This is a genomic window from Mycobacterium sp. IS-836, assembly GCF_001954275.1.
Taxonomy (GTDB): domain Bacteria; phylum Actinomycetota; class Actinomycetes; order Mycobacteriales; family Mycobacteriaceae; genus Mycobacterium.
Genome location: NZ_MBEU01000043.1, coordinates 1 through 25711 on the forward strand (window position 1 = coordinate 1; position 25711 = coordinate 25711).

Annotated in this window: 25 protein-coding genes, 1 tRNA gene and 2 pseudogenes; 7 read left to right on the forward strand and 21 right to left on the reverse strand. The window is 66.8% G+C overall.

Annotated elements, in window-relative coordinates; all coding sequences use genetic code 11:
- The first annotated feature begins 87 nt into the window (after positions 1-87).
- Entirely contained in the window at positions 88-999 is a 912-nt protein-coding gene (locus tag A5747_RS12455) for a RecB family exonuclease (protein ID WP_076124618.1), read from the forward strand.
- Between the two features lie 19 nt (positions 1000-1018).
- Here A5747_RS12455 and A5747_RS12460 read toward each other — a convergent pair whose 3' ends face one another.
- The 5 genes from A5747_RS12460 to metH form a co-directional block, all read right to left on the reverse strand.
- Positions 1019-2401, reverse strand: a complete 1383-nt coding sequence (locus A5747_RS12460) for an FAD-containing oxidoreductase (protein WP_076124571.1) — start codon at positions 2399-2401, stop codon at positions 1019-1021.
- A gap of 38 nt (positions 2402-2439) precedes the next feature.
- Positions 2440-2952, reverse strand: a complete 513-nt coding sequence (locus tag A5747_RS12465; protein WP_076124573.1) for a DUF4126 domain-containing protein — start codon at positions 2950-2952, stop codon at positions 2440-2442.
- Between the two features lie 119 nt (positions 2953-3071).
- Positions 3072-3941: an ATP phosphoribosyltransferase gene (gene hisG / locus A5747_RS12470; protein ID WP_076124575.1), complete on the reverse strand. Its 870-nt coding sequence runs from the start codon at positions 3939-3941 to the stop codon at positions 3072-3074.
- Between the two features lie 11 nt (positions 3942-3952).
- Complete coding sequence (locus A5747_RS12475) at positions 3953-4234, reverse strand: phosphoribosyl-ATP diphosphatase (RefSeq protein WP_076124577.1); 282 nt, start codon at positions 4232-4234, stop codon at positions 3953-3955.
- A 32-nt stretch (positions 4235-4266) separates the two neighbouring features.
- Positions 4267-7941, reverse strand: coding sequence for a methionine synthase (gene metH, locus A5747_RS12480; protein WP_233148030.1), 3675 nt, complete (start codon positions 7939-7941; stop codon positions 4267-4269).
- A 393-nt stretch (positions 7942-8334) separates the two neighbouring features.
- Between metH and A5747_RS12485 the strand changes: the two genes are divergently transcribed.
- Entirely contained in the window at positions 8335-9222 is an 888-nt protein-coding gene (locus A5747_RS12485; protein WP_083700379.1) for a PAC2 family protein, read from the forward strand.
- 13 nt (positions 9223-9235) lie between these two features.
- On the opposite strand, the gene A5747_RS12490 is transcribed toward A5747_RS12485, so the two are convergent.
- The 8 genes from A5747_RS12490 to A5747_RS12525 all read right to left on the reverse strand — a co-directional run bounded on the left by A5747_RS12490 (position 9236) and on the right by A5747_RS12525 (position 16761).
- On the reverse strand, positions 9236-10174 hold the full coding sequence (locus A5747_RS12490; protein WP_076124581.1) for an SDR family oxidoreductase: 939 nt from the start codon (positions 10172-10174) through the stop codon (positions 9236-9238).
- A gap of 32 nt (positions 10175-10206) precedes the next feature.
- The gene (locus A5747_RS12495) at positions 10207-11820 is read right to left on the reverse strand and encodes an alkaline phosphatase family protein (protein WP_076124583.1); all 1614 of its coding nucleotides are present in this window, start codon (positions 11818-11820) and stop codon (positions 10207-10209) included.
- Between the two features lie 160 nt (positions 11821-11980).
- Positions 11981-13237, reverse strand: coding sequence for a cysteine--1-D-myo-inosityl 2-amino-2-deoxy-alpha-D-glucopyranoside ligase (gene mshC, locus A5747_RS12500; protein ID WP_076124585.1), 1257 nt, complete (start codon positions 13235-13237; stop codon positions 11981-11983).
- 26 nt (positions 13238-13263) lie between these two features.
- Entirely contained in the window at positions 13264-14061 is a 798-nt protein-coding gene (locus A5747_RS12505; protein WP_076124587.1) for a 3'(2'),5'-bisphosphate nucleotidase CysQ, read from the reverse strand.
- Between the two features lie 64 nt (positions 14062-14125).
- Positions 14126-14965, reverse strand: a complete 840-nt coding sequence (locus tag A5747_RS12510; protein ID WP_076124589.1) for an SCO1664 family protein — start codon at positions 14963-14965, stop codon at positions 14126-14128.
- Positions 14949-15536 (reverse strand): DUF3090 domain-containing protein, encoded by a 588-nt coding sequence (locus A5747_RS12515; protein WP_076124591.1) that lies wholly within the window; start codon positions 15534-15536, stop codon positions 14949-14951. The genes A5747_RS12510 and A5747_RS12515 overlap by 17 nt, the downstream gene beginning before the upstream one ends.
- Before the next feature lie 63 nt (positions 15537-15599).
- A complete protein-coding gene (locus A5747_RS12520; protein ID WP_076124593.1) occupies positions 15600-16388 on the reverse strand; it encodes a histidine phosphatase family protein in 789 nt (262 codons plus the stop codon).
- Positions 16389-16458: 70 nt separating this feature from the next.
- Positions 16459-16761 (reverse strand): hypothetical protein, encoded by a 303-nt coding sequence (locus tag A5747_RS12525; RefSeq protein WP_076124595.1) that lies wholly within the window; start codon positions 16759-16761, stop codon positions 16459-16461.
- A gap of 110 nt (positions 16762-16871) precedes the next feature.
- Here A5747_RS12525 and A5747_RS12530 point away from each other — a divergent pair, with 110 nt between their 5' ends.
- From A5747_RS12530 to A5747_RS12540, 3 genes are read left to right on the forward strand one after another with little or no spacing between them, the layout of a single operon-like run.
- The gene (locus A5747_RS12530) at positions 16872-17948 is read left to right on the forward strand and encodes a hypothetical protein (RefSeq protein WP_142245549.1); all 1077 of its coding nucleotides are present in this window, start codon (positions 16872-16874) and stop codon (positions 17946-17948) included.
- Positions 17945-18223: a DUF5703 family protein gene (locus A5747_RS12535; RefSeq protein WP_076124597.1), complete on the forward strand. Its 279-nt coding sequence runs from the start codon at positions 17945-17947 to the stop codon at positions 18221-18223. Before A5747_RS12530 ends, A5747_RS12535 begins: the two co-directional genes overlap by 4 nt.
- Positions 18223-19305, forward strand: a complete 1083-nt coding sequence (locus A5747_RS12540) for a quinone-dependent dihydroorotate dehydrogenase (protein WP_076124600.1) — start codon at positions 18223-18225, stop codon at positions 19303-19305. Before A5747_RS12535 ends, A5747_RS12540 begins: the two co-directional genes overlap by 1 nt.
- Positions 19306-19308: 3 nt before the next feature.
- Here A5747_RS12540 and A5747_RS12545 read toward each other — a convergent pair whose 3' ends face one another.
- The 5 genes from A5747_RS12545 to A5747_RS12560 form a co-directional block, all read right to left on the reverse strand.
- Positions 19309-20700 (reverse strand): HNH endonuclease signature motif containing protein, encoded by a 1392-nt coding sequence (locus A5747_RS12545; RefSeq protein ID WP_076124602.1) that lies wholly within the window; start codon positions 20698-20700, stop codon positions 19309-19311.
- 67 nt (positions 20701-20767) lie between these two features.
- Entirely contained in the window at positions 20768-20965 is a 198-nt protein-coding gene (locus tag A5747_RS24825; protein WP_139333113.1) for a hypothetical protein, read from the reverse strand.
- Positions 20966-20996: 31 nt separating this feature from the next.
- The gene (locus tag A5747_RS12550; RefSeq protein ID WP_233148029.1) at positions 20997-21578 is read right to left on the reverse strand and encodes an alpha/beta hydrolase; all 582 of its coding nucleotides are present in this window, start codon (positions 21576-21578) and stop codon (positions 20997-20999) included.
- A gap of 54 nt (positions 21579-21632) precedes the next feature.
- Complete coding sequence (locus A5747_RS12555) at positions 21633-22163, reverse strand: YbhB/YbcL family Raf kinase inhibitor-like protein (RefSeq protein ID WP_076124607.1); 531 nt, start codon at positions 22161-22163, stop codon at positions 21633-21635.
- A gap of 41 nt (positions 22164-22204) precedes the next feature.
- Positions 22205-23587, reverse strand: a complete 1383-nt coding sequence (locus A5747_RS12560; RefSeq protein ID WP_076124626.1) for a M20/M25/M40 family metallo-hydrolase — start codon at positions 23585-23587, stop codon at positions 22205-22207.
- 124 nt (positions 23588-23711) lie between these two features.
- On the opposite strand from A5747_RS12560, the gene A5747_RS12565 reads away from it, so the two are divergent.
- Positions 23712-23797 (forward strand) — tRNA-Leu (locus tag A5747_RS12565).
- 86 nt (positions 23798-23883) lie between these two features.
- Here the strand turns inward: A5747_RS12565 and A5747_RS12570 are convergent.
- A complete protein-coding gene (locus A5747_RS12570; RefSeq protein WP_076124610.1) occupies positions 23884-24090 on the reverse strand; it encodes a hypothetical protein in 207 nt (68 codons plus the stop codon).
- 127 nt (positions 24091-24217) lie between these two features.
- Between A5747_RS12570 and A5747_RS12575 the strand changes: the two are divergent.
- Positions 24218-24910, forward strand: a pseudogene (locus A5747_RS12575) (phosphoribosyltransferase); the annotation flags it as partial.
- Between the two features lie 3 nt (positions 24911-24913).
- On the opposite strand, the gene A5747_RS12580 reads toward A5747_RS12575, so the two are convergent.
- Positions 24914-25195: a hypothetical protein gene (locus A5747_RS12580; RefSeq protein ID WP_076124616.1), complete on the reverse strand. Its 282-nt coding sequence runs from the start codon at positions 25193-25195 to the stop codon at positions 24914-24916.
- Positions 25196-25279: 84 nt separating this feature from the next.
- Positions 25280-25711, reverse strand: a pseudogene (locus A5747_RS12585) (cell wall synthesis protein); the annotation flags it as partial.

Consider the following 25711-nt stretch of genomic DNA (forward strand, 5'->3'; position numbering starts at 1 on the left):
CTGCCAGCCGACTCGCCGTAGCCGGTGCTCGGGGTTGTCGCCGCGCGGTCCTACGCTGCGGGCATGACGGAGTCCATGCCGGGGCCCATGACCGGCCCGCCGGACGACGGCCCCCGACCGCCTTCCCGCCCGGCTCTGTCACCTTCGCGGGCGGCGGACTTCAAGCAATGCCCGCTGCTGTACCGCTTCCGGGCCATCGACCGCCTGCCCGAGGCGCCATCGACGGCGCAGCTACGTGGCTCGGTGGTGCACGCGGCGCTCGAGCAGCTCTACGGCCTGCCCGCCGCGTCGCGCGTCCCGGACACCGCGCGATCGCTGGTGGAACCCGCCTGGGAACGGGTGATTGCGGCCGCGCCCGATCTGGCCGCCGAGCTGGAACCCGAACAGCGAACCGAGCTGCTCGAGGAAGCCCGCGCGTTGCTGTCCGGCTATTACCTGCTGGAAGACCCGACCCGGTTCGAGCCCGAATGCTGCGAACAGCGCGTGGAGGTCGAGCTCGCCGACGGCACGCTGCTGCGCGGCTTCATCGATCGCATCGACGTCGCCACCACCGGCGAGCTGCGGGTGGTCGACTACAAAACCGGCAAGGCGCCGCCGGAAGCGCGTGCCCTGGCCGAGTTCAAGGCGATGTTCCAGATGAAGTTCTATGCGGTGGCGTTGCTGCGCTCACGCGGGGTGCTGCCCGCCCGCCTGCGCCTCATCTACCTTGCCGACGGCCAGGTCTTGGACTACTCACCGGATCACGACGAGCTGCTGCGCTTCGAGAAGACCCTGATGGCGATCTGGCGTGCCATCCAATCCGCCGCGCCCACAGGCGATTTCCGTCCCAGCCCGTCGCGGTTGTGCGACTGGTGTCCGCATCAGGAGCGCTGTCCGGCCTTCGGCGGGACACCGCCGCCCTACCCCGGGTGGCCGGAAGACCCCGCCGAAGGCGGCGCGGACGCGGTGCTGCATTCGGTGCACCTCCCCCTTGCCGGAGACGCCGAACCGGCGGCATGATCATCCGCTAATCGAGCCGCTAATCGAGCGGCGACATCTCCTGCAGCATTGTGGGGACCAGCTCGCTCACCGTGGGGTGGATGTGCATAGTGCGCGACAGCGTCGTGTACGGAGCTTTGGCGGACATGACGTCCAGGATGGCGTGGATCGCCTCGTCGCCGCCGACGCCGAGGATGGCCGCTCCCAGGATCTCGTGGGTTTCGGCGTCCACCACGACCTTCATAAAGCCTTGCGTCTCACCCTTTTCCACCGCCCGGCCGACCCGGGTCATGGGTCGCTTGCCGAGCAGCGCCTTGCGGCCCGACTCGCGGACCTGGCTGACGGTCATGCCGGCGCGCCCCAGCGGCGGGTCGATGTAGAGCGCATAAGTGCTGACGCGGTCGCTCACCCGCCGTGGGTCGTCGTCGAGCAGGTTGGCGGCGACGATCTCGAAATCGTTGTACGAGGTGTGGGTGAAGGCGCCCTTGCCGTTGCAATCGCCCATCGCCCAGATGTGGTCGACGCTGGTCTTGAGCTGGTCGTCCACCACGATGTAGCCGCGGGCGTCGGTCCGCACACCGGCCGCTTCCAGACCCAGGTCGTCGGTGTTGGGTTGCCGTCCCACGGCCAGCAGCAGATGACTGCCCTGAATGGGCGCCGCGCCGTCACGAGGTGTCAGTTCGAATCCGTTGTCGCTCTTGCTGATTCGCACATCGTCAGCACCGAGGACCACGTCGATGCCTTCGGCTTCCAGGATCTCCCTGACGGCGGTCGAGACATCCTCGTCTTCGCGGGAGGCCAGGCGCGAGCCGCGTTCGACGACGGTTACCGGAGCGCCGAAGCGCCGGTACATCTGCGCGAACTCCAGCGCGATGTAGCTGCCGCCGACGATGACGAGATGGGATGGCAGCGTGTCGAGTTCGAGGATCGACACGTTGGTGAGGAACTCGACATCGGACAGCCCCGGAATCTCCGGCACCACCGCACGGCCACCGACGTTGAGGAAAATCCGGTCGGCTTGCAGCCGCTCTTCGCCGTCCTGCGTGTCGACGCTGATGGTGTGCGGATCTTCGAAGCGGGCATGGCCGCGAAAAACGGTGCAGCCGTCCATGCCGTCAAGCCAATCCTCGACGCCCTTGCGGTCGCTGAGCATGATGTCGTCTTTGCGTGCTTTGACTTTCGCCATGTCCACGGTGACCGGTCCGGTTCCGACGCCGTATTCCGCGCCGCGGCGGGCCAGCTGTGCGGCGTGCGCGCTGGCCACCAGCGTCTTGGTCGGGATGCATCCCGTATTGACGCAGGTCCCGCCGATCAGTTTGCGCTCGACTATCGCGACCCGCTGCCCGGCGGCCGTCAGCCGCCCCGCCAGGGGCGGGCCGGCTTGGCCGGCGCCGACGATGATCGCGTCGAAATGCTTTGTCATTTAACCGCCGTCATTTAACCGCCGTCACTTAACGGCTGTCACTTAACGGCCGTCAGCACGTACTCCGTCAGCACGTGACCCGCCCACGCGGCGATGGCGAAGCCGCCCGCGATCGCGACCGCATCCTCGAGCAGCGCGATGGGCAGGTCCTTGCCGCCGGTCACCCCCGCCAGCCGCTTGCGCGCCTGATAACCGCCGAGGGTGCCGATCACAGCGCCGATGACGCCGGCCCCCAGCGAGCTAAACGTCCAGTGCGGCATTGCGCCCAATACCGCGCCCGCAAACGCGCCGGTGACGATCCGGGCGGCGAAGATCGGTGGCGCGGTGCGCGCCGGCGTCTTGGGCAGCTTGTCGTTGACCAGTTCGCCGACGGCGAGAACGGTCAGGACGATGACGGTGATGAGGTTGGCCACCCATGATGCCCACGTGCCGTGCAGGTCGATCCAGCCGATAAACGCCGCCCAGGCGACGACGGCCGGCGCCGTCAGCGAGCGCAACCCGGCGACCACGCCAATCAACAAAGCCATCAGCAGAATTAGTGCATGCGTCACGGAGACCCCTCCTGGAGGATGAACTGCCCGGGCACCAAAAAGGGGTGCCGGCCCTCGAGCTCGGCCGGGTCTCCCCCACGGCGGACGCTAACACAGCGGCCGTCCCGCCGATAGGGCAATCAGAATCGGCAGAACCTGATATCGGACGCCAGAATCGCTTTGGCACCGATGGCGGCGAGCTCGTCCATGATCTCGTTGACGCCGCGGCGCGGTACCAGTGCCCGGATTGCGACCCAGTCCGGGTCGGCCAGCGGGGCGATGGTCGGAGACTCCAGTCCCGGCGTGATCGAGGTGGCCTTCTCCAGCACCGAGCGCGGGCAGTCGTAGTCGAGCATCAGGTATTGCTGACCGAACACCACACCTTGGACCCGGGCTACCAATTGATCCCGCGCCGCTTCCAGTTCATACCGCGACTCACCGCGACCGTCGTGATCGCTGCGCTCGATCAGCACCGCCTCCGAATCACACAGTGGCTCACCGAAGGCCACCAGATCGTGCAGGCTCAGGGTGCGCCCGGACCCCACCACATCAGCGATGGCGTCGGCCACACCGAGCTGCACCGAGATCTCCACGGCCCCGTCGAGCCCGATCACCGTCGCGTCAATCCCCTTCTCGGCCAGGTCTTTTCGGACCAGTTTCGGGTAGGCGGTGGCGATACGCTTGCCGGCCAGATCCGCCGTCGCCCAGCTGCGCCCGGCCGGGGCGGCGTAGCGGAAGCTGGACGAACCGAAGCCCAGCGCCAGGCGCTCTCGCACCGGCGCCCCGGAGTCGAGCACCAGATCGCGCCCGGTGATGCCGAAGTCCAGTTCGCCCGAACCGACGTAGATTGCAATGTCTTTGGGCCGCAAAAAGAAGAACTCGACCTGGTTGACGGGGTCGATGACCGTCAGATCCTTGGGGTCGGTACGGCGCCGATAACCGGCCTCCGCGAGGATCTCGGTGGCCGGCTCGCTAAGCGCACCTTTGTTGGGAACCGCGACGCGCAACATGCTCACAGCTCTCACAACTTCCGGTAGACGTCGTCAAGGGTCAGGCCGCGCGCGATCATCAGCACCTGCGTCCAGTACAGCAACTGGCTGATCTCGTCGGCCAGCGCGTCGTCGGGTTCGTGTTCGGCCGCCAGCCACACCTCGCCGGCCTCCTCGAGGATCTTTTTGCCCAGCGCATGTATCCCGCCGTCCAGCGCGGCGACAGTGGCGCTGCCGGCCGGCCGGGTGCGGGCACGATCGCCGAGTTCGGCGAACAGATCCTCGAAGGTCTTCACGGCCAGCGATTGTTTCACGCGGCAGCGAGCAAAGTCACGGCGGTTTCCGCTCAGTCCTCCGGGTTGTAGCCGAGGTTGGAGCTCAGCCAGCGCTCGGCTTCGGACAGGGTCCAGCCCTTGCGCTTCGCGTAGTCGGCGACCTGGTCCTGCGCCAACCGGCCGACCACGAAGTACTGCGACTGCGGATGCGAGAAATACCAGCCGCTGACGGCTGCGCCGGGCCACATCGCCATCGACTCGGTCAGCTCGATGCCGGTCCGCTCCCGGACGTCCATCAACCTCCAGAGCGTCACCTTCTCGGTGTGCTCCGGGCAGGCGGGGTAGCCGGGGGCGGGACGGATTCCCACGTACTTCTCATCGATGAGCGCCTCGTTGTCCAGTTGCTCGTCCGGCTGGAATCCCCAGAACTCCTTGCGGACTCGCTGGTGCAACCGCTCGGCGAACGCCTCCGCCAGCCGGTCGGCGACCGACTCCAGCAGGATCGCGCTGTAATCGTCGAGGGCGGCCTTGAACTCCGCGATCTTCTCCTGGCTGCCGAGGCCCGCGGTGACCGCGAAGGCACCGATGTAGTCCCGGAGGCCCGTTTCTTTGGGGGCGATGTAGTCACCCAGCGACCGGTTCGGGATGCCCTCCCGGTGCTCACCCTGCTGGCGCAGGTTGTGCAAGGTGGTCAGCACCTCGGTGCGGGTGTCGTCGGTGTAGACCTCGACGTCTTCACTACCGGAGCCGACCGCGTTCGCCGGGAAGAATCCGATCACCCCGTTGGCCCTCAGCCACTTCTCCTTGATCAGGGTGTCGAGCATTTCCTGGGCGTCGTCGTACAGCTTGCGGGCGGCCTCGCCGGTGGCCGGGTTGTTGAGGATGTCGGGGAAGCGGCCCTTCATCTCCCAGGCGTTGAAGAAGGGCTGCCAGTCGATGTACTCGCGCAGCTCCTCGAGGTCGTAGTCGAGAAACTCCCGCACGCCGAGGCCCTGGGCGGGCACCGGCGGCGTGTAGCCGTCCCAGTCGATCGGCGTCCGGTTCGCGCGGGCCTTCTCCAGCGTCAGCATCGGCCGCTCGTTCTTCTGTGAGTGCCGTTCGCGCAGCGATGCGTAGTCCTTCTCGGTGGCCTCCAGCAGGGCGGGACGCTGCTTGTCATCGAGGAGCGCCGCCGCGACCGGCACCGAGCGGGACGCGTCCTTGACCCAGACCACCGGACCGCTACGACGCGGCGCCACCTTCACGGCGGTGTGGGCGCGCGACGTGGTCGCGCCTCCGATCAGCAGCGGGATCTCGAGCTCCTCGCGTTCCATCTCGGCGGCGAAGTTGACCATCTCGTCCAGCGACGGGGTGATCAGGCCGGACAGTCCGATGATGTCGGCGTCGTGCTCCTTCGCCGCGGCCAGGATCTTCTCGGCGGGCACCATCACACCGAGGTCGATCACTTCGAAGTTGTTGCACTGCAACACAACCCCGACGATGTTCTTGCCGATGTCGTGGACGTCGCCCTTCACGGTCGCCATGATGATCGTGCCGTTGGTGTCTTTGGCTGCTGCGGTGCCGTTCTGCTCTTTCTCCGCCTCGATGAACGGCAGCAGGTAGGCGACGGCCTTCTTCATCACCCGGGCCGACTTGACGACCTGGGGCAGGAACATCTTGCCGGAGCCGAAGAGGTCACCGACGACGTTCATGCCGTCCATCAGCGGGCCCTCGATCACCTCGATGGGGCGACCACCGGCGGCGGCGATCTCGGCCCGCAACTCCTCTGTGTCGTCGTCGACGTGGGCGTCGATGCCCTTAACCAGGGCGTGCGTGATCCGTTCGCGGACCGGGAGAGATCGCCACTCGGCCGCCTTCGGGTCCTCGGAGGCTTCACCGGACTTGTTGAAGCGCTCGGCGATCTCCAGGAGCCGTTCGGCCGCATCCTCGCGACGGTTCAGGACGACGTCCTCGATGCGCTCCCGTAGCTCGGGGTCGATCGAGTCGTACGGCACCAGCGCACCGGCGTTGACGATGCCCATGTCCAAACCCGCCTTGATGGCGTGGAACAGGAACACCGAGTGGATCGCCTCACGGACCGGGTTGTTGCCCCGAAAAGAGAACGACACGTTCGAGATGCCGCCGGAGATGTGCACCCCCGGCAGGTTCTCCTTGATCCAGGCGCAGGCCTCGATGAAGTCGATCCCGTAGGACGCGTGCTCCTCTATACCGGTCGCCAGCGCGAAGCAGTTCGGGTCGAAGATGATGTCCTCGGGCGGGAAGCCGACCTCTTCGGTCAGTATCCGGTAGGCCCGCCCGCAGATCTCCTTGCGGCGCTCCAGGTTGTCGGCCTGCCCCTGCTCGTCGAACGCCATCACGACGACGGCCGCGCCGTACTTGCGGCACAGCCGGGCCTCGCGGACGAACTTCTCCTCGCCCTCCTTCATGGAGATCGAGTTGACGATCGGTTTGCCCTGCACGTTCTTCAGGCCCGCCTCGATGACCTCCCACTTGGAGGAGTCGATCATCACCGGCACGCGGCTGATGTCCGGCTCGGCCGCGATCAGCTTGGTGAACCGGTCCATCGCGGCGACGCCGTCGATCATGCCCTCGTCCATGTTGATGTCGATGACCTGCGCACCGACCTCGACCTGCTGCAGGGCGACCGACAGCGCGGTGTCGTAGTCCTCGGCCTTGATCAGGTTGCGGAACCGGGCGGAGCCGGTGATGTTGGTGCGCTCACCGATGTTCACGAACAGCGAGTCGTCGGTGATGTTCAGCGGCTCCAGGCCCGAAAGCCGGGTGGCGACCTCGATTTTCGGCACCTCGCGCGGCGGTTTGCCCTCTACGACCTTGGCGATCTCGGCGATGTGCGGCGGCGCCGTCCCGCAGCAACCACCGACCAAATTGACCAGGCCGGCCTCGGCGAAGTCGGCGATGTAGCCGGCCTGGCGCTCCGGGGTCTCGTCGTACTCGCCGAAGGCGTTGGGCAGGCCGGCGTTCGGGTAACAGGAGACGAAAGTGTCTGCGATCCGCGACATCTCGGCGATGTAGGGCCTCATCTCCGGCGCGCCCAGCGCGCAGTTGAGGCCGACCGCGATCGGCTTCGCGTGCCTGATCGCGTTCCAGAATGCTTCGGTGACCTGACCGGACAACGTGCGCCCGGAAGCATCGGTGATGGTGCCCGAGATGATGACCGGCCAGCGGCGTCCGCGCTCCTCGAACAGCGTCTCGACGGCGAACACCGCCGCCTTGGCGTTCAGCGAGTCGAAGATCGTCTCGATGATGAGCAGGTCGGCACCACCGTCGACCAGACCGTTGGCGGATTCGAGGTAGGCGGCGACCAGCTGGTCGTAGGAGACGTTGCGGGCCCCAGGGTCGTTGACGTCCGGCGAGATCGACGCGGTCCGCGTGGTCGGCCCGATGGCGCCGGCGACGTAGCGGGGCTTGTCCGGGGTGCTGTATTCGTCGGCGGCCTTGCGGGCCAGCGCGGCACCGGCATAGTTCAGCTCGTAGCTCAGGTCCGCCATGTCGTAGTCGGAGAGCGAGATCGCGTTCGCGTTGAACGTGTTGGTCTCAAGGATGTCGGCGCCCGCTTCGAGGTACTCGCGATGGATCCCCTCGATGATCTGTGGCTGCGTCAGCGTAAGCAGGTCGTTGTTTCCCTGGAGAGCGGTCGGCCACTCGGTGAACCGGTCGCCGCGGTAGCCGGCCTCGTCCGGCCGGTCGCGCTGGATCGCCGTGCCCATCGCGCCGTCGATCACCATGATCCGCTGGCGCAGAGCTGCCGTCAGCTCGTCGGTGCAGTCGGGGCGGATGTGCGGCTTAAAGGCGTTCACGTACGTTCCTTCCGTAGCGGAAGGCGTCCTTCTCGTCAACAACGTCGACTCTGCCGAGCGTGGCGGCTACCGGCACGAACCGGAACCGTTGCAACGCCTCTCGACCAGAAAAGTCTACGTCGTCACCCGACCGACGTCTGGACGCCCAACTCATCGCCGCGATCGCGATGCCCCCCGAAGGACAGTTCGCGGATCTTGTCGGCGACGCGGTAGTTAACAAGGTTAACCAGTTTGCAGCCGAATGTATTCGGCGGTCACGCCACAAGGATAGTCGAGCTATGCAAACGCCCTCTGGCTGACGGCAAGCCGTAGGCTGATTCTGTGACTCAGCCCGATGGCGGCCCGGATGGCGGCAAGCTGCCCGAACTGCGCAACACGATCGTCGTGGCGGCATTCGAGGGCTGGAACGATGCGGGCGACGCGGCCAGTGACGCGCTGGAGCACCTCGATGCCATCTGGGAGGCCGACCCAATCGTCGAGATCGACGACGAAGCGTACTACGACTACCAGGTAAATCGCCCGGTCATCCGACAGGTCGACGGAGTCACTCGCGAACTGGTCTGGCCTGCGATGCGGATCACACATTGCCGGCCACCGGGCAGCGAGCGCGACGTGGTCCTGATGCACGGGGTGGAACCGAACATGCGCTGGCGCACGTTCTGTGCCGAACTGGTGGCCATTGCCGACAAGCTCAACGTCGATACCGTCGTGATCCTTGGCGCGCTGCTGGCCGACACTCCCCACACCCGGCCGGTGCCCGTGTCGGGAGCGGCCTACTCCCCCGAGTCGGCGAAACGCTTCGGCCTGGAGGAAACCCGCTACGAGGGACCGACCGGGATCGCGGGCGTGTTCCAGGACGCCTGCGTGGCCGCCGGGATTCCGGCGGTGACGTTCTGGGCGGCCGTGCCGCACTACGTGTCTCAGCCGCCGAACCCGAAGGCGACGGTGGCGCTGTTGCGCCGGGTCGAAGACGTGCTGGACATCGAGGTCCCGCTGGCCGACCTGCCGGCGCAAGCCGAGGAGTGGGAACAGGCGGTCACCGAGATGACGGCCGAGGACGAGGACCTCGCCGAGTACGTGGTGTCGCTGGAGCAGCGCGGCGACGCCGAGGTGGACATGAACGAAGCGCTGGGCAAGATCGACGGCGACGCGTTGGCCGCCGAGTTCGAAAAGTATCTGCGCCGCCGCCGCCCGGGTTTCGGGCGCTGACCCCAGGTCTTACCTAACTTTTCCCCAACTCACTTCTCCCCAACTCACTTCTCGCCAACTCACTTCTCCCCAACTCCTCGTTGTAGGCACTGGTGGAGCGGCCGAGCGCGGCGACCTGGGCATCCATCCGCGGCATCACCTCGGCGTTGGTCTTGCGCATGGGAAATTCGCCGATCGGCGTCGATAGCACCGGCTTGAGCCAACGGAACAACGCAACCCAGCGCGGGCAGAACACGCGGGCCTTGCGGCGCTCGATCCCCTTGACGAAAGCCGCCGCGCACTTTTCCACCGAGGTCGTCTTGTTCAACGGCCACGGCATCGCGGCGATCTGCTCGCCGAACGCGGGCATGTCTGCGGTGCTATCGCGGACCAGTGCGGTGTCGATCCACGACATGTGCGCCAACCCGACGCTGACGCCGAGATGGTCGACCTCGAGGCGCAGCGCGTTGGCGAGGTGCTCGTTGCCGGCCTTGCTCATGTCGTACGGCGCCATTCCCGCGGCGGCGGCAAACGCGGCCAGCGACGAGACGATCAGCACATAGCCGCGCCGGTCGATCAGCGCGGGCAGCGTGGCGCGCACGGTGTGAAACACGCCGAGCAGGTTGACGTCCAGCACGCGCTTGACGGCCTCGGGATCGACCTGCAGCACCGAGCCATAGCTGGCGATGCCGGCGTTGGCGACGACGACGTCGATGCCGCCGAAGCGTTCGACCGCCGCGGCGGCCGCGGCCTGCATGGCGGCCAGGTCCCGCACATCGGCCACCACGGTCAGCACTCGGTCGTCGCCGCCGAGTTGGGCGGCCCGCGAGTCCAGCGCCGCCTTGTCGAGATCGGTCAGCACCAGTTTGGCGCCCTTATCACGTAGCCGGCGGGCGACCTCGGCGCCGATTCCCCGGGCGCCGCCGGTGATGAAGACGACTTTTCCGTCCAGCGATCCGCTCAGCTTGCTCATGAGACGAGGGTAATTCCCTTGGCGCGCAGAGACTACGGCCAGTAGTCGTTCATCGGTTGCGCGAACTTGTCGTTGTTGGTGAGCCGGGGCATTGCGAGGGAGTCTTCGATGGTGCGCAGCAGGCTGTAGTGGTTGTTGAAGTTGGCGGCAACGAGATGGCCTTGGCGCATACCGGAATTCGGTGACGGGATCACGATCATGGGGATGTGGTTACCCTCGTTGCCGACACCCAGCGAGATGTTGTTGTAGTCCTCGTCCCAGGTGATGAAGATGGCACTGCGCTGCGTTCGAAATGCGGGCGAGTTCAGGATGATGGGCAGCGTGTCCGCAAGAAACTGGTCGCCGGCCTTGATGTTGTACTGATGATTCGTCAGCAGGCTAATGATGAACTCGAGGTTGACGGGGCCTTCCTGGTTGTGGTTTTCGTCCGCAGCCCACCAGACGAAGTTCGGGGTGGTGGACGTCGAAGCGAGATCCGTGGCCATCCGCTGCAGCGGCAGTACGTGCGCCTGGCAGCGAGCGTCGTTGGCCGCGATGTCGTGGAAGGCGAGGAATGGCAGTTCGCCGGGACTGTAGGGCCCCGCGGACTGCTTGAAGCATGGCTGTGGCATCGATTGCTCGTAGCCGGCCCATCCACCGTGCGCCGCTTCGATGTTGTCGACGAGGTTGTGTTCGTCGAAGCAGTCCAGCTCGCAGTTGTAGTTGAAGCCGAAGTCGGAGCCGCCGAGGATTGGGTAGTAGTTCGGAAGGCTGGGATGGGTTTGGGCGTAGTAGTTCGAGCCGTATCCGTAGTTGTTGATGAGGCCGTTGGTGTATGGCGCGTTGGGGCTGCCTACGATGTCTTTCACGCCATGGTTCTCCAGATAGATCAGGAACACATGGTCGAGGGGGCCGACTTTCGACGCCGGTGGTGTAGGTGGCGGTGGGGCGGGCAACGCAGCGCCGATAGTGAACGAGATGTTGTCGGCGTAGGCGTTGTTATAGGCGCCGAACAACGGATTTTTGTCTTTCAGGGTCACGACCACACGCGCACTGCGGGTCCCCGCGGGAACCGGCCCGGTGGTCTGGCGTTGCAGGAGTTTGGCATTCAACCCGCGATCGAGCAGACCGACCGGCCCGATCTTGCCGGGGGTGCCCAGCTGCGATCCGTTGGCTGCTAGGAAGGTGACGGTGACCGACGCTTCTGACGGGTCTTGTAGCCAGCCCCCGAGCCACCCGCTCAGTGTGTAAGGCACAGTGCTGGTGTCGATCTGCTGCGCCGCGCCGGAGAGGTCGACGATCTGGGCGAGCGTGGATGTGGCCACAGGTCCGCCGCCGAAGAACTGCACGCCGCCGTCCGGGGGCCCGTTCTGGGCGCGGGGATAGCCTGCGGCCGCTGGGAGCATCGGCCCGGGCGACCCGAGAGGCCACGGCAGGCGGCGCAGGGTGCCGTACTTGATCACGGTCGGTGTGCCGGTCACAGTCCAGCCCGGGATGGTCACTGAGCTGTATCCCGACAGCGAAGGATCGCCGAGCTCGGCGCCGGGATTCACCAGCAGGTTCGGGCTCTCCGTGGCCGCCGCCGATGCGTGCACGGTGTCCAGCGCAAGGATTAGTATGCCGACGGCGCTGACCACGCCAGCCACACGGCGAAAACGACTGAGCATCAAGCAATCACCTTTGCGGTTGACGCGCGCTACGCGTTGCTCCGTCGATGGTGACTTATGACACGCCGTCCACCCAGATTGTTGCGCGGATCGAGACCCAGCAGTTGCCGTTTAGTGACTTACAGGGCTTCTCTACAGGGCCTCTCCTACAGGGCCTCTCCTACAGGGCCACCCCGAGGAGTGCATCGACCGCGGTGGCCACCAGCTTCGGCGCGCCCTCGTCGTGCCCGCCGTATTCCAGGGCGTCGGTGGCCCAACCATCAAGTGCGGCGATCGCTTTGGGAGTGTCCAGGTCGTCGGCCAGGTAGCGGCGCACCCGGGCGACGACGTCGGCGGCGTCCGGAGCCGCGGGCAACGCGGTCGCGGTGCGCCAGCGATGTAGTCGTGCGGTCGCATCGTCGAGCACCTGCTGGCTCCAGAACCGATCCGCGCGATAATGCCCGGCCAGCAGGCCAAGCCGAATCGCCGATGGTTCAACGTTTTTCGCCCGCAGGGCCGACACCAGCACCAGGTTGCCTCGACTCTTGGACATCTTTTGCCCGTCCCAGCCGATCATCCCGGCGTGCACGTAATGCCGGGCGAATCGCCGTTCGCCCCTTACACATTCGGCGTGCGCAGCGGTGAATTCGTGATGCGGGAAGATCAGGTCGCTGCCGCCGCCCTGGATATCCAGGCCGCTGCCGATGCGGCTCAGCGCGATGGCCGCGCATTCGACATGCCAGCCGGGCCGGCCGGCGCCGAACGGCGACGGCCAACTCGGTTCGCCCGGACGTGCGGCCCGCCACAGCAGCGCGTCGAGCTCGTCGGCCTTGCCCGGCCGGTCCGGGTCGCCCCCGCGCTCGGCGAACAACCGAAGCATGGTGTCGCGGTCGTAGCCCGACTCGTAGCCGAACTGCGGCGTGGCGTCGGCCCGGTAGTAGACGTCGGGGTGCTCCCCTGTTTCTGGATCGACGATGTACGCGGCGCCGGAGGCGAGCATTTTCTCGACGAGTTCGACGACTTCGGGAATCGCCTCGGTCGCCGCGACGTATTCGCGTGGCGGCAGTATGCGCAGCGCCGCCATGTCCTCGCGGAAAAGGGCGACCTCGCGGTCGGCGAGCTCACGCCAATCGACGCCGTCGCGCTCGGCCCGTTCAAATAGTGGGTCGTCCACGTCGGTGACGTTCTGCACGTAGTGCACGTCATGACCGAGGTCCAGCCAGACCCGATGGACCAGGTCGAATGCCAGATAGGTGGCCGCGTGACCCAGGTGTGTCGCGTCGTAGGGGGTGATCCCGCAGACGTACATGGACGCGGTCGAACCGGGCTGAGTGCCGGCCGCCACCGGACGCACCTGCCGGTCGGAGGTGTCGTAGAGCCGCAGCTCCGGGCCGCGTCCCGGAACCACCGGGACCTGTGCGGAAGACCACGACTGCATAACGTCGACTCTAAACGCGCGCGGAATCAGGGAAATTCCTGGCGGATGGCGCCGAGCAGGATCGGCGCCACCTCGGCACGGCACATGACGAAGTCGGGCAGGTACGGGTCGAGCTGGTTGTAGCGCAGCGGCGAGCCGTCGAGCCGTGACGCATGCATGCCGGCGGCCATCAGTACGCCGGCCGGGGCCGCCGAGTCCCACTCCCACTGGCCCCCCGCATGCACGTAGGCGTCGACGTCGCCGTCGATGACGGCCATCGCCTTCGCGCCCGCCGAACCGATCGCCACCGGCTGGATGTGCAGCGTCTGGCGCATGCGGTAGAGAACCGCGGGTGGTCTGGTGGCGCTGACGGCGATCCGGAAGGTATGGGGAACGCCGGTGCGCGCGGCGCCGTCGGTCACGGTGTCGCTGCGATACACCATGTTGCCGCGCGCCGGCAAAGCCACTGCCGCGTCGGTGATTTCGCGGTGCTCGTCGGTCGAGCCGTCGGTGGTCGGGCCGTCTTGTTTTGGTCGTTGCCACAGCGCGATGTGTACGGCCCAGTCGTCGCGCCCCGGGGTGGAGAACTCGCGGGTGCCGTCCAACGGGTCGATGATCCACACCCGGTCGTGATTCACCCGGGAGAGGTCGTCGTAGGCTTCCTCGCTGAGCACGGCATCACCGGGCCGCTCGGCCCGCAACCGCCGCAGGATCAACTCGTTGGCCAGGCTGTCCCCCGCGTCGCCCAGGGCCCAGGGAGAATCGAAACCGATCTCCTCGCGCACCTTCAGCAGCAGCTCCCCCGCATCCGCGGCCAGGTCGGCGGCCAGCGCGGCGTCCGTCATCTCATCCGGCGCCGGGGTCACCGGTTCAGTATCGCCGACCGGATTGCCGAGGGCCCAACCCGTACTAGAACGCCGGCCAGGGAATCGGTCGGTGACGGTTCGGTTCCGGCATCACTGGGTTGTCCAGCAGCGCGTGCGCGCGCCGGCGCAGCGCCGCGATTTCCGCGCGGGTGATGTGGCAGGCCAGCTCGTCACCGAAAGAGCCGCCCAGGGCCTCGGCGAGCCCGGCGACCGCGTCCAGGGTTTTGTCGTCGATCGGCTTGCCCGCCCAGCCCCACAGCACCGTGCGCAGCTTGTTCTCGACGTGCAGGCACACGCCGTGGTCGACGCCGAAGATGTGGCCCTCGATGTCGCGCAGGACGTGGCCACCCTTGCGGTCGGCGTTGTTGATCAGCACGTCAAAGACCGCCATCCGCCACAACCGGATGTCGTCGGCGTGCATCAGGACGACCTCGTCCCCGGCGTAGTCGTAGGCCCGCAGGATTGGCAGGTAACCCCGCTGCGGTTTGCCGGCGGGAAACAGGTCGACCAGATCGGGCCCGGGCCCGGCGTCGGATTCCGATTCGGATTCGGGCGTGTCGCCCGGCTGCTCTACCCACAGCTGCAACATGCCGGGGCCCGCCGGCCCGTGACGAATCACGGTGTAGGGCACGATGTTCCAACCCAGCTGCGTCGACACCAGATATGCGCCGAGTTCGCGGCCGGCCAGCGTCCCGTCCGGAAAATCCCACAGCGGCGCCTCACCTGCGACCGGCTTGTAGACGCAATGCACACTGCGCTCACCGAGCGTCGACTCGCACAGAAAGGTGGCGTTGCTGGCCGAACGGATGCGTCCGAGGACCGTCAGCTCGCCGTCCCGCAGCACCTCACGTTCGGCCACCGCGTCGTCATTGCTCGGGTTCATCGTCGGGCCCGAGCAGCGCGCTGCGCTTATAGCCGTTGGTGCGCGCGCAGATGTGGCCCTCCGGGTCCAACGGTTCGTCGCACAGCGGGCAGGGCGGGCGCCCCGCCGAGATCACCCGATTGGAGCGGGTCGCGAACTGCCGCGCCGACTCAGGGGTCAGGAACACCCGGACCGCGTCGGGCCCCTCTTCGGTGTCGTCGAGCACCACCGAGGCATCGAACTCCGCGTCGGTGACGGCCAGCAACTCGACCACCACGGTCTGCGCCTCCGAGTCCCAGCCCAAACCCATGGTCCCGACGCGAAACTCCGCGTCGACGGGGGTGATCAGCGGGCTGAGGTCGTCGACCTCGGCGGGCTCCGGTGGCACCGGCGTGCCGAACCGGCGGTTCACCTCGAGCAGTAGCGCACCGATGCGCTCGGCGAGGACCGCGACCTGTTGCTTCTCCAACACCACCGACACCACCCGCGAGTCACCGACCGCTTGGATGTAGAAGGTGCGGTTTCCGGGCTGGCCAACGGTGCCGGCCACGAAACGGTCGGGGGTGCGGAAGACGTGAATTGCGCGGGACATGGCACTTCCAAAATACCGGCAGTTGCCCTGGCCGTGCGATCCGATTCGGTTGTCCCCGCCGAACTAGTCGGTGGAGCCGCCCACCACCGCATCGCTCGGCGGCAGTTCGCTGACCGGCTCGTGTTTCTGGGGCTCGTCCTTTTGGGGCTCGTCTTTTTGGGGCTCGTCTTTTTGGGACTCGTCCTTCGGCTGTTCGTCCTTCTGGGGCGCGGCGCGCAACGCCGACGATAACCGCGCCCCAGTGTGGTTGACGTGCAACACGAACGGGCGCAGCGGGGTGTAACTGACCACGCTCACCGACCCGGGGTCTGCGGTGACCCGCTGGAACCCGTCCAGATGAATCCCGTAGGCGTCGGCGATCACCGACTTGATGACGTCGCCGTGGGTACATGCCACCCACAACGCATCGCCGCCGTGTTCTCCCCCATATTCCAAGGCGAGTCGCTTGTCGTGTTCGCGAACGGCGGCCACGGCGCGGGCCTGCACCTGCGCCAAACCCTCACCGCCGGGGAACACCGCCGCGCTGGGGTGGGCTTGAACCACCCGCCACAACGCCTCTTTCGCGAGATCGCCGATTTTGCGGCCCGTCCATTCGCCGTAGTCCACTTCGGCGATCCGCTCGTCGATGACCGGCTCGAGGCACAGCGATTCGGCGAGCGGTTCGACGGTGCGTCGGCAACGCAGCAGCGGGGACGTGACGATCGCGCGGATCGGCAGGTCGCCGATCCGGTCGATCAATCCCGCGGCTTGCTCGCGGCCCTTCTCGTCGAGGTCGACGCCCTCGGAGCGGCCCGCCAGAATCCCGGCGGTGTTCGAGGTGGACCGGCCGTGGCGCAACAGGATGACGGTCATGTCACGACGACCGTACCCGCTGCGGGTGACTGCGACGGGATATGACTAGTTGAGTGACTAGTTGACGTGCTTAGCGCGGGACGGGCACCGCGTGGGCGACCGAGTCGCGGACCGCCGCGGTCAGGCTGCGCACGTCGGTGACGTCGATGTCGAACAGGCTGCGAGCCGCCCTCGCGACCACGTCCTCGGCCTGCGGAACCGGCCCGGAAAGCCGCGGCCGGTAAACTTCTACGACGAGCGAACGATGCTCAATGTGGAAGGAAAAACTGCGTCCATCACCGACTTGTCCATACCCACTGGCGAAAATGCCTGTCGAAATGTCTTCGATAGCAAACTCTTTGTCTGCGGTATGCCGGTCAACGATGACGGTCATATCGCGACCATACCTCTCCAGAACGACCGCATGTGGGCGGCATGGCCATATTGGATGCGAAACCGTTCCTTAAAATGTGAACTCAATGCTCGCCATTCGAAGGTCGATCGTTGCTGTCACGGCATAGCTGCTTAAAGAACTGCCGCATTGCCGGTCTGTCGCTTTTGCTGGCGCTGGTCGCCGGGTGTTCGTCGAACCCGCTCACGTCACCGACGCCGCCCACGATCGAGCCGGCGCGGGCCGCCGAATCGCCGCCGGTGTCGGCGACTCCAGCCGGCGCGGTGCGACCGCTGCCCGGTCACGCCCAAGTGGCGGTCTTCGACGGCGACACACGCCAGCTGGCGGTCCTGGTCCCCGGGGCCGATCCGGCGGCACCCGCGAGCGTCGCGGTGTTCGGTCCCGCGCAGGTCGCCGCCCGTGCGATCGCGCTGCCGGGGCCGGCGACCGCCCTGAGCGGCGACGGCCATGGCGCTGCCTACCTGGCAACCCGCGGCGGCTATTTCGCCGTCGATCTGGCCGCCGGGCACACGACGCGGGTCAATGTCGGCGGTGCCGAGCAGGTCGACTTCACCGCGATCGCGCGGCGCGCCGACGGCAAGCTGGTGTTGGGTAGTGCCGACGGCGCCGTCTACATACTCGCCTCCACACCCGCCGTGCCACACAGCGGTGGCACCTTTAGCACCGCGAAGGTCGAAAGCCGCAACAAGATCTTCGCGCGTGTCGATTCCCTTGTGACGCAAGGAAATACGACGGTGGTTCTGGATCGTGGGCAAACCTCGGTGACGACGATCGGCGCCGACGGCCGCCCCCAGCTTGCGCTGCGGGCCGGCCAGGGCGCAACGACGCTTGCCGCGGATCCGCTGGGCCGGGTCCTGGTCGCCGATACGCGCGGCGGCGAACTCCTGGTTTACGGTGTGGATCCGCTGATCCTGCGTCAGGCCTATCCGGTGCGCCAGGCCCCCTACGGTCTGGCCGGCTCGCGCGCGTTGGCGTGGGTGTCCCAAACCGCGTCGAACACGGTCATTGGTTACGATCTGTCAACCGGAATTCCCGTCGAAAGGGTGCGATACCCAACCGTGCAGCAACCCAACTCGCTGAGCTTTGACGAAGCGTCGGACACCTTGTACGTGGTGTCGGGGTCGGGAGCGGGCGTCCAGATCATCGAGCGCGCGGCGGGCGCCCCATGACGAGTCGGGCCGCGCCGCGGTGGAGTCGGCTGCCGGCGGGCTGGGTCGCCGAGATGTCCGACGAGTACGAGTGGATACCGTTGCGCCTGCCGCCCGAGGTGACCCGACTCAGCGCGTCCACTCGGCTGTCCATCGAGGCCGAATACCGCGGCTGGGAACTCACCCGGGTGCGGCTGTATAACGACGGCAGTAGGCGGGTTTTGTTGCGCCGCAAGAAATCTCGCCTCGACGGTGCGGGCTCCCCGGGTCGGCGGCCCGACCAGCCTGAGCTGTGATGTATCGCCTTGTGCGCCGGCTGTTCTTCATGGTGCCGCCGGAGCGCATCCACACGCTGGTTTTCGCCCTGTTGCGCGCCGGCACCGCGTTTGGCTTGACCCGTCGATTGCTGCACCGGCTGCTGGGGCCTCGAGACCCGGTGCTGGCCAGCACGGTGTTCGGGGTGCGCTTTCCCGGACCGCTGGGCCTGGCCGCCGGGTTCGACAAGGACGGCATGGGGCTGTTGACGTGGGGGGCGATGGGCTTCGGCTACGCGGAAGTGGGGACGGTGACCGCCCACCCGCAACCCGGCAATCCGGCCCCGCGCCTGTTCCGGCTGCCGGCCGACCGGGCCCTGCTGAACCGGATGGGGTTCAACAACCGCGGCGCCGGACAGCTGGCGATCCGGCTGGCCCGTCAGCGGCCCGAGGTGCCGATCGGGGTGAACATCGGCAAGACCAAGGCCACCCCGAGCGCCGATGCCGTCGACGACTATCGGGCAAGCGCGCGGCTGGTCGGCCCGCTGGCGTCGTATCTGGTGGTCAATGTCAGCTCGCCGAACACCCCGGGGCTGCGCGATCTGCAGGCGGTCGAGTCGCTGCGGCCCATCCTGTCGGGCGTGCTCGCCGAGACGTCGGCCCCGGTGCTGGTGAAGATCGCGCCCGATGTCTCGGATTCCGACATCGACGACATCGCGGATCTGGCAGTCGAATTGGGCCTGGCCGGCATCGTGGCCACCAATACGACGGTGTCGCGCGACGGCCTGACCACACCTGGCGTCGACGAGCTCGGCAGCGGCGGCATTTCGGGGCCGCCGGTCGCGCCCCGCGCCGCCGAGGTGTTGCGCCGACTCTATGCGCGGGTCGGCGACCGCATGGTGCTGATCAGCGTAGGGGGCATCGAGACAGCCGACGACGCCTGGGAGCGGATCACCGCGGGCGCGTCGCTGCTGCAGGGCTACACCGGCTTCATCTACGGCGGGGGCTTGTGGCCCAAGCACATTCACGACGGCATCGCCCGGCGGTTGCGCGACGGCGGGTTCGCCTCGCTCGCCGACGCGGTCGGCTCGGCGGCGAGAAAGCCGGAGCGGCCGCCGGGCTAGATCTCAGGCCGCGCCGTCCTCGTCATCTTCGTCCTGTTCCGCGCCGCCTTCCTCGTAGAGCGCCTTCTCGGGATGGTGGAAGGTGTTGGTGCGGGGTTGGCCGTAGTCGAGGTGGGGCGGCGGGATCCAGTCGGTGTCACCATTTTTGCGTTTTCGGGTGGTCCAGCCGCCCGGCTGGACGAGTTTGTGATCGGGGCCGCAGGCCAGGGTGAGCCCATTGATGTCGGTGCGGTGGGTGGTCGCCCAGTCTTCGACGTGATGCACCTCGCACAGGTAGCCGGGCACATCGCAGCCGGGACGCGTGCAACCACGATCCTTGGCGTACAGCACAATTCGCTGAGCGGGCGACGCCAGCCGTTTGGTGTGATACAGGGCCAGGGCTTCGCCCTTGTCGAAGATCGCAAGGTATTGATGCGCATGACGAGCCAGGCGGATGACGTCGGACATGGGCAGCAGGGTGCCGCCGCCGGTGAGCCCCCGACCGGATGCCGACTCGAGGTCTTTCAGCGTGGTGGTCACGATGATGGATGCCGGTAACCCGTTGTGCTGGCCAAGTTTTCCCGATGCCAGCATCGCGCGCAGCGCGGCATTGAGAGCGTCGTGGTTGCGTTGCGCGGTGCTGCGAATGTCGCGCCGTGCCACTTCCTCGGCGGGTGGCCCGTCGACGGTCGGTGTGTCGTCGTCGGGGTTGGCCATGCCGGGGGCGGCGAGTTTCGCCAGCACCGCCTCGAAGGTGGCGCGGGCCTCAGGCGTCAACCAGCCGCTGAGCCGCGACATCCCGTCGATGTCTTGTGTGCTGAGGTTCAGCCCACGGCGTCGCGCGCGATCCTCGTCGCTGAAGTTCCCGTCCGGATTGAGGTAGGCGGCGAGCTGCCTCGCGAGATTGGTGAGGTGGTCGGGGCGAAACTGTGCCGCTAGACCAGCCAGCTGGGCTTCGGCACACGCGCGGGTATTGACGTCTACGGAGCTTGGCAACTGGTTGAAGAATCGCCGGATCACGTCGACATGGCCGGCGCCGATCTTGCCTTCGCGCTCGGCCGCGGCCGTCGCGGTCAATAAGGCGGGCAGCGGTTCGCCGGTTAGCGCCCGCCGCGGACCCAGATCGGCCGCCTCGGCCACCCGCCGGGCCGCCTCGGCGCGGGTAATGCGCAGCCGGTCGGCGAGCACGCGGGACAGCCTGCCTCCGAGTTCTTCTGGGCCGGCTTGCTCGGCGACCTGATTGATCAACTCATGCCCCGGCACCCGAAGCCTCCGCGTCTCGCGCTCAAGTTGCTCGAGCAAGGTCAACCGCTCCGGCGTGGTGAGCGCGTCGTACCGGTGAGCGACAATCCGCGACATCACCTCACGCAAGGCGGCGTAGTCCGCCTCGATCTCCTCGCGACTACTCGAATGCATGTTCGAATACTATCGGTGCCCACCGACAGGATCCTCGCCCGAAACAACCGAGCCGCATCCGGCTGCTTTAGGGCTTGAACGGGCTGGTGAGTTCATACTTGACCACCGCCAACCTTCCCATGAGGAAGTCGTAGTGCTCCAACAACGCCCACAACTCCGGCTCTGTCAGGGCGTCCAAGGGCAGTTCGACGCAACGCCGCAGCGCCGCCCTGAGTTCGCCGAAAAGCGTGTCCACATGGTCGCGTGGGCCGGTATTAGAACGCATGTTCGAATGCTATCGGCGCCCACCGACAAGATCACCGCCGCAGGTAGTCGGCGACGAAATCGACGGTTCGGCGATGCCACTCGGCCCACCTCCGGACCATGTAGTGGCCGGCGCCCTCGACGCCCACCCACTGAGCGGCCAGCCCGCGCTCACCGGCCCGCAACGTCTGCATGCGCGATGCACCCGGGTCGGTCCAGGTATCTGCGGTGCCATGCAGCACCAGCAGTCGAGTGGCCGGCGGAATCAGCTCACCATCGCCGCCGACCCACCACGGCGCGAGCGCCACCACCGCGCCCACGTCGGCACCGCCCGCCAGGTGCGCCGCTACCCGCCCGCCCATCGAATGCCCCACCAACACAATGCTTTTCGGCTCAAACCGGTTGCGCACCGCGTCGAGCACATGCTTGGCGTCGCGCAGCGCGTCCAGGCGGGGCCCATTCCACCCGCGATACCGATACTGGACGCGCCGCACCTCGACGTCGGGCCCGAGCCGGCGCCGCAACGCCTTGGCCACCAACATCATCCGGACGTTGGCCAGTTGCCACCACCGGGAGGCCTCTTCGCTTCGCGCCTTGCCGCCCGGCAGCACCAATACGCACCCGCGCGGTTCCACAATCTTTATTCGGAGCCGATGTCTACGCGGACACGATTCCCGACTGCAAAATCCTTAAGTCTGTTCGTAGGTCCCGTAGATGTAGGCCCGCGCGATCGCGTGCTGGAACAGATTGAACCCGAGGAACGCGGGGCTGGCGTCCTCGGGGAGGTCCAGCTTGTCGACGTCGACGGCATGCACCGCAACGTAGTAGCGATGCACGCCGTGACCGGGGGGCGGCGCCGCACCGACGTAGCGCCGCATCCCGGCGTCGTTGACCAATTGCAGAGCGCCGCCAGGCAACTCGCCTCCGTTACCGGCATCGTCGGGCAATTCGGTGACGTCGGCGGGCAGGTTGGCCACGGCCCAGTGCCAGAACCCGGACAGCGTCGGAGCGTCGGGGTCGTAGACGGTGACCGCGAAGCTGCGCGTCTCGTCGGGGAATCCAGACCAGCTCAACTGCGGGCTGACGTCTTCGCCCCCGGCGCCCATGATCCCGCTGATCTGTGGTGTGGCGAGCGGCTGCCCGTTGGTAATCGAATTCGAGCTCAGGCTGAAAAACGGCAGCTTGGGCAGCGCGTCGTACGGGTCGGTCGGCAAGCTCATGAGCGATCCTCTCGTCTAGCAATGTGTCCTAGCAATGTGTCCTAGCAATGTGTCAGGAAGTGGGTCAGCACGTCGGTGCCGAACCGCAACGCGTCGATGGGTACCCGTTCGTCGACGCCGTGGAACAACGAAGAGAAGTCCAAATCCGGCGGTAGTCGCAAGGGGCTGAACCCGAAGCAGCGAATACCCAAGCGCGCGAAGGATTTCGCGTCGGTACCACCGGAAAGCATGTAGGGAACCGTCCGGCCGTCCGGGTCGACCGCGAGCACGGCTGCGTTCATCGCGTCGACCAGGTCCCCGTCGAAGCTGGTCTGATACGCCGGCAAATCCCTGATCCACTCGCGAGTCACGTCGGGGCCGATCAACTCGTCGACTTCGGCCTCGAACGCCGCCTGCCGGCCGGGCAGCACGCGGCAATCGATCACCGCTTCCGCGGTCGCCGGGACGACGTTGGCCTTGTACCCGGCCTTGAGCATTGTCGGGTTTGCGGTGTCGCGCAGCACCGCGTTCAGCATGCGGGCCATCGGGCCCAACTTTTCGATCGTTCCCTCCAGGTCGGCCGAGTCGGTGTCGAACGTTAGGCCCGTCTCCTCGCTGATGGCGCCCAGGAACTCGACGACGGTGTCGGTGAGCACCAGCGGAAACTGGTGGCGACCCACCCGCGCGACCGCCTCGGCGAGGACGGTCACCGCGTTCTGATCGTTCACCATCGAGCCGTGCCCGGCTTTGCCTCGGGCGGTCAGGCGCATCCATTGGATGCCCTTCTCGGCGGTCTCGATCAGGTACAGGCGGCGATCGCCTCCGTCGGGACGTGGCACCGTCAGGGAAAACCCGCCCACTTCACCGATGGCCTCGGTGATCCCGTCGAACAGATCGGGCCGGTTGTCGACCAGCCAGCGCGCGCCGTACTGGCCACCGTGCTCCTCGTCCGCGACGAACGCGAACACCAGGTCGCGCGGGGGCACGATGCCGTCGCGCTTCAGCTTGCGAGCGACCACGATCATCATGCCGACCATGTCCTTCATGTCGACCGCGCCGCGGCCCCAGACATAACCGTCCTCAACCGCTCCGGAGAACGGGTGCACGCTCCACTCGGCCGGTTCGGCCGGGACCACGTCGAGATGCCCGTGGATGAGCAGCGCGCCTCGCGAGCGGTCCGCGCCCTCGAGTCGGGCGAACACATTTCCGCGTCCGGGCGCGCCGGATTCCAGGTATTCGGGCCGATAGCCGGCATCCGCGAGCTGCTCGGCGACCCAGCGCGCGCACTCCGCCTCGCCTTGCGTGGTCTCGGGATCACCGGTATTGGTGGTGTCGAACCGGATCAACCTGCTGACAACTTCAACCACATCATCGGCGGCCCTATCGCTAGCCCTATCGGTGGCCTCGTCGGGCGCGGCGCGAGGAACGTCGGTCTCACCGGTCACAACCACCTTTCCTACCACTGCCTCTCACCATTGGCCGGGCCGGCGGGCGCGACGCGGAGCCACGAGCTGGGTTGGGAGCGCGCGGACCGATCCGATAGCCTTAGCTGCCAACTCTCGTTGGCCGGTCCGAGTGGCGGAATGGCAGACGCGCTAGCTTGAGGTGCTAGTGCCCTACTAATGGGCGTGGGGGTTCAAGTCCCCCCTCGGACACACGACTGAGGCGAGCGAAATGTACGCTCGCGTTCATCTCCGAACCGATGGAGTGTGTTGAGCGGCGAAGCCGCGATCACAGCGTTTTACGAGTCGATGTGCCGCTTCGGCGGTGGGTAGACGGCGCGGGCGATCGTCGCCGACAGCCACCCGATAACCCATCCGCCGAACACCATGACGACCTTGTGCCTGGTACCGCTGTCGGCCGTCGCGGAAACACTGGCCAGGATCAGGACCCAGACCATCGCACAACCAATGCTGTACGCCGTGTACGTGTGGAAACGCCGTTTCATCCCACAAATCCTCTCGATCTTGTTCGGGTACAACGCTATCCGGTTTCTGATGACTGGCCGGAAGACACTTCGTCGAGCTTGCGGGCACACGTAGGCTGGAAAGAGCCCAATGGCCGGGAGTGCTGACCCTGGAGTGCAACCGATGAACCCACCTAGTGGCTTTCTTCGGCGAACGGCGATGCGGACGTTCCGCGACCGCCGCGAGGCCGGTCGCGCGCTCGCCGGCGAGCTGACCTCCTACCGCGATAAAGACAACCTGCTGGTCCTTGGGCTGGCTCGGGGCGGCGTGCCGGTCGCCTGGGAAATCGCTTCGGCCCTGCACGCCGAGCTGGACGTGTTCCTGGTTCGGAAACTCGGGGTGCCGCGCTGGTCCGAGTTGGCGATGGGCGCGTTGGCCAGCGGCGGCGGCGTGGTGATGAACGACAACGTGATTTCCAGCCTGCACATCACCGACGAGCAGGTGCGCGAGGTGATCGACAGCGAGACGGCCGAGCTCGAGCGCCGCGAACGCGCATACCGGGGCGGGCGCCCGCTCTCCGATCCAGCGGGCAGGGTCGTGATCCTGGTCGACGACGGCATCGCCACCGGCGCCAGCATGATGGCGGCGGTACGCGCGATACGTGCGGCCAAACCGCGATCGATCGTCGTCGCGGTCCCGGTCGGGCCGGAGTCAGTCTGCCAGGAGCTCGCGCGCGAAGCCGACGACGTCGTGTGTGCGACTATGCCGCCCGCGTTCGAGGCCGTCGGACAGGTCTACGACGATTTTCATCAGGTCAGTGACGACGAGGTGCGCGAGCTGCTCGCCAAGCCGACAAGCTGAGTTCTACTTAGCTTCGTCGCTACCGGCGTCCTTGGCCGCCTCCTCGGGGACTTCCTCCGGGTAGTCGACGGCGGCGTCCTCGTCGTCCGCGGTCTCTTCTTCGACAACGGCTTGCTCGCCCGAGTCACGCCGCTGACGCTCCCGCAACGCGTCCACGATCAGCAGCACCACGCCAAGGACGCTGGCACCGATGCACACCCACGCCACCAGCTCGTTGCTGGTCACGACCGCGAACACCAGCGCGACAAGCCCGATCAGGGCCAATACGAGCGCAATGATCAGCATCGGTCATCCTCCAGCAACGGGCGGGACTGCCAGGTCTAGTGCGGGTCCAGTCTGCCAACCCTGCAGTCCGGCACGGATGGCGGGCTAGTTGTTACCCCGATTGAATTGGTCGAACCCGCCGGCATCCGCGCTGGAGTCGACGGGCGCCGCCGAGCCGCGCTGGCCGAGTTCCTCGAGCTGAGATTCCAGGTAGGTCTTGAGTCGGGTGCGGTACTCGCGTTCGAAAGTACGCAGCTGCTCGAGCCGGCCTTCCAGCACCGTGCGCTGCTGGTTGATGGTTCCCATGATCTCGGAATGCTTGCGTTCCGCGTCGGCCTGCAGCGCGTCGGCCTTCTCCTGGGCCTGGCGCAACTGCGTCTCGGAGCGGGTTTGGGCGTCGGCCAGCATCGCGTCGGCACGCTGCCGGGCCTCGGCGACAGTGCTGTCGGCGGTGCTGCGGGCCTCGCTCAGGACACCGCCGACCGCCTCACCAGCACCGCCAAGGCCGAGTCGGACAAGATGCTCGCCGATGCCCGC